A 3,949-nucleotide genomic window follows, 5' to 3' on the forward strand; every position below is an offset into this window, starting at 1 on the left:
CGGAACGGGTGTTCCGGGGCCTGTCCCGACCGCGCCACAGAACGCGGGAAACGCTCGGCACTCGCGCGGCGCCGGAGCCCGGCGACCCGCGGGGCCTCTACATGCCCGCGATCAGCTTCTCCACCCGGTCGTCCACCGAGCGGAACGGGTCCTTGCACAACACCGTGCGCTGCGCCTGGTCGTTGAGCTTGAGGTGGACCCAGTCGACGGTGAAGTCCCGCCGCTGCTCCTGCGCCCGCTTGATGAAGTCCCCGCGCAGCCGTGCCCGGGTGGTCTGCGGGGGCACGGACTTGCCCTCGAAGATCTTCAGGTCGTTGCAGATGCGGGTGGCCTGGCCCTTGCGCTCCAGGAGGTAGTACAGACCCCGGCGCCGGTGGATGTCGTGGTAGGCGAGGTCTATCTGAGCGACCCTCGGGTGCGACATGGTCATGTTGTGCTTGGCCCGGTACCGCTCGATGAGCTTGTACTTCATGACCCAGTCGATCTCGGTGGCGATCTTGTCGAGGTCCTCCGCCTCGATCGCGTCCAGGGTGCGGCCCCAGAGTTCGAGGACCTGGTCGGTCGTGCCGGTGCGGATGCCCCGGCGCTCGACGAAGTCGACCGCCTTGTCGTAGTACTCGCGCTGGATCTCGATGGCCGACGCCTCACGGCCGCTGGCCAGGCGCACCTTGCGCCGGCCGGTCGTGTCGTGGCTGACCTCGCGGATCGCCCGGATCGGGTTCTCCAGCGTCAGGTCGCGCATCACCGTGCCCGCCTCGATCATGCGGAGCACGAGGTCGGTGGCGCCGACCTTGAGCAGCATCGTCGTCTCGGACATGTTCGAGTCACCGACGATGACGTGCAGGCGGCGGTAGCGCTCGGCGTCGGCGTGCGGTTCGTCGCGGGTGTTGATGATCGGCCGGGAGCGCGTGGTGGCGGAGCTGACGCCCTCCCAGATGTGTTCGGCACGCTGACTCACGCAGTAGACCGCTCCGCGCGGGGTCTGCAGGACCTTGCCCGCGCCGCAGATCAGCTGCCTCGTGACGAGGAACGGAATGAGGATGTCCGCGAGACGGGAGAATTCCCCGTGCCGGGCCACGAGGTAGTTCTCGTGGCAGCCGTAGGAGTTGCCCGCTGAGTCGGTGTTGTTCTTGAAGAGATAGACGTCGCCCGCGATTCCTTCCTCGTGCAGGCGGCGTTCGGCGTCGACGAGCAGACCTTCCAGAATGCGTTCGCCTGCCTTGTCGTGGGTGACGAGCTCAGTGAGGTTGTCGCATTCGGGAGTTGCGTATTCCGGATGCGAACCCACGTCGAGGTAGAGGCGGGCGCCGTTCCGCAGAAAGACATTGCTGCTGCGGCCCCATGACACGACACGGCGGAAGAGGTAGCGCGCCACTTCGTCAGGTGACAGTCGGCGCTGTCCCCTGAACGTGCACGTGACGCCGTACTCGTTCTCCAGCCCGAAAATGCGGCGGTCCATGACTGAACATTACGCCTTACGGCGTGAGCTGAAACCGGGTTCGACAGCTCCGTTTCGATCATTTTCCGATCCGGCCGCGACGACACGCTCACGTGCCGGAACTGCGAGGACCTTTCCGGTGGCGAGCAGAACCACCAGCGCGGCCACCCCGCCGGCTCCGGCGACGGCGAAACTCCAGGCCGTGCCGCCCAGCTCGACGGCGGGCCCCGCCACGGCCGTACCGGCCGCCGCGCCCACACCGATGGTGGTCACGAGCCAGGAGAAGGCCTCGGTCACGGTGCCCCGGGGCGCATGCCGGTCGACCACGATGAACGAGCAGGCGATGGACGGCGCGAGGAACACTCCGGCGAGGGCGGCGAGGGCCGTCATCGCGACCACACCGGGCGTCAGCGCGAGCGGCAGATAGCAGAGGGCGAGCAGGGCGACGAGGCCGCGGAGCCGACGCTCGGGCGCACCGGCCCACTGCCGGGCCCCGTACACCGCGCCGCCGATCAGCGCGCCGAGCCCGAGCGCCGCCATCAGCCAGCCGTACACGGACTCGCGGCCCTGGTCGTCGGCGTAGGCGACGCCCGCAACGGTGATCGAGCCGAGCGCGATCCCGACGAAGAAGAGCGAGCCGAGGAGCGCGAGAAGCCCCGGCGAGCGCAGGGCGCCGAGCCAGTGCGCCTCGCGGGGCGCGGACCGCCAGGTACGGGAAGGTTCACAGAGGATCACCGAGAGCGCCCCGAGGACCCCGGCGGCGTTGACGACGAGCAGGGCCACGGCGGGCGACCAGAGGGACACCAGCAGGGTCACCAGCAGCGGCCCCGCGGTGAACATGACCTCCTGGGCGACCGCGTCCAGGGCGTAGGCGCGGTGCACCCGCTCCTCCCGACTCCCGAGGACGGACGGCCAGAGGGCGCGCAGCCCGCCCTCCAGGGGCGGGGTGGCCACGCCGGCGACGATGACCGCCGCGTAGGCGAGCGGCAACGGGTCCAGGCCCGCCAGGGCCAGCAGCACCATGCCGAGGGCGGAGACGACCGCTGCGGGGAACTGCACGCGCGGCTGGCCGTACAGGTCCACCGCCCGGCCGAGGAGCGGCTGCCCGACGGCCGTGGCGAGGCCGTACGCGGCGGCGAGCCCGCCGGCCAGCGAGTAACTGCCGCCCTCGGCCCGGGTGAAGAGCACGATCGCGATCGGGGCGATGCCGTTCGGCAGCCGGCCCACCAGGGTGCCGGTGAGCAGCCGGGCCGCGTGCCGCTCCCGGAGGATGTCCAGATATCCCGCGGCCATTCCCGCCCCTCTCCCCCGGAGACGGGCCCGCGCCCGCCCGAGGTTTTACGTATAACGTCGAGGCTCATACGTACCATGTGCGCAGTCCGCGGGTCCACCGCGCGGCACCGGCCGTCTGGCCGGAACCGATCGACCGGCACCGCCACCACCCGCACGGAGGCACCAGTGAGCAGCCCGTCCCAGCCGGCCCCGGCCCGCCCCACCAGCCGGGACGTGGCGCGGGTCGCGGGGGTGTCGCAGGCGACGGTCTCCCTGGTGCTGGGCGGCAAGTGGACGGGCAGGGTGTCGGAGGCCACCGCCGAGCGGGTCCGAGCGGGCGCGCGCGAACTCGGCTACCGGCCCAACCTCGCGGCGCGCAGCCTGCGCCTGGGGAAGACCCGCACCGCGTTGCTGGTGGTGCCCGCGCTCACCCACGAGTTCTTCGCCCGCGTCTACACGGGTGCCGCCTCGGTCGCCGCCGACCACGACTTCGGGGTGGTGCTCTACCCGTCGCCCGACGGCACCGGCCCGGCGAAGGACCCCTTCGCCAGCGCCCGCGCGGCGCTGGACGGGGTGATCGCCTCGTCCATGGCGACAGAGGCCCTCGGGGCACTGGGCGGCACGGAGCTGCCCCTGGTGATGCTGGACAGCGACCCGTCCGGCGCGGGCGCCGCGGCCCGGGTGAACCTCGACATCGCGGACGGGATGCGCCAGGTGGCGGAGCATCTGCTCACCCTCGGCCACCGCCGCTTCACGCACGTGGCGGCCGCGGTCGACTCGTGGACGTTCGCGGTGCGCGCCCGCGCCCTGCGCGAGGCGCTGGCGGCGGTGCCCGGCACGTCGCTGCGCACGGTCACCTCACCACTGGAGGTCTCCGGGGGGCTGCGGGCGGCCGAGGCGGCGCTGACCGCACCGGGTCCCCGGCCGACCGCACTGGTCTGCGACGGGGACGTCCTGGCGGCCGGCGCCTGCAAGGCGGCTCGGCGCCTCGGCCTGCGGGTGCCCGACGACCTGTCCGTCTCGGGCTTCGACGACTTGGCGCTCGCCACCGCGGTGGAGCCCGAGCTGACCACGGTGGCGCTCCCCGCCGAGCTGGTCGGCGAGCGGGGCATGACGGCCCTGCTCGCGGTGCTGGAGGGCCGCCCCGCCCGCACCGGCAGCCTGCCGGTGGAGCTGGTCGTACGCGGCTCCACCGCCCCGCCACCGGCTGACCGCTGACGGCCCGTACGACCCTGCCCC

General features: G+C 72.2%; 3 protein-coding genes. 1 reads left to right on the forward strand and 2 read right to left on the reverse strand.

Going from position 1 to position 3,949, the window contains the following annotated elements; translation table 11 throughout:
• Window positions 1-97 precede the first annotated feature (97 nt).
• Both pafA and ACFWEP_RS32705 read right to left on the reverse strand, forming a co-directional pair.
• Window positions 98-1,459 (reverse strand): Pup--protein ligase, encoded by a 1,362-nt coding sequence (gene pafA / locus ACFWEP_RS32700; RefSeq protein ID WP_328722623.1) that lies wholly within the window; start codon window positions 1,457-1,459, stop codon window positions 98-100.
• A 9-nt stretch (window positions 1,460-1,468) separates the two neighbouring features.
• Complete coding sequence (locus tag ACFWEP_RS32705) at window positions 1,469-2,731, reverse strand: MFS transporter (RefSeq protein WP_387375637.1); 1,263 nt, start codon at window positions 2,729-2,731, stop codon at window positions 1,469-1,471.
• Window positions 2,732-2,896: 165 nt separating this feature from the next.
• On the opposite strand from ACFWEP_RS32705, the gene ACFWEP_RS32710 reads away from it, so the two are divergent.
• On the forward strand, window positions 2,897-3,928 hold the full coding sequence (locus tag ACFWEP_RS32710) for a LacI family DNA-binding transcriptional regulator (RefSeq protein WP_387375639.1): 1,032 nt from the start codon (window positions 2,897-2,899) through the stop codon (window positions 3,926-3,928).
• Window positions 3,929-3,949: the final 21 nt, after the last annotated feature.

The organism is Streptomyces sp. NPDC060198 (assembly GCF_042728415.1).
Taxonomy (GTDB): domain Bacteria; phylum Actinomycetota; class Actinomycetes; order Streptomycetales; family Streptomycetaceae; genus Streptomyces.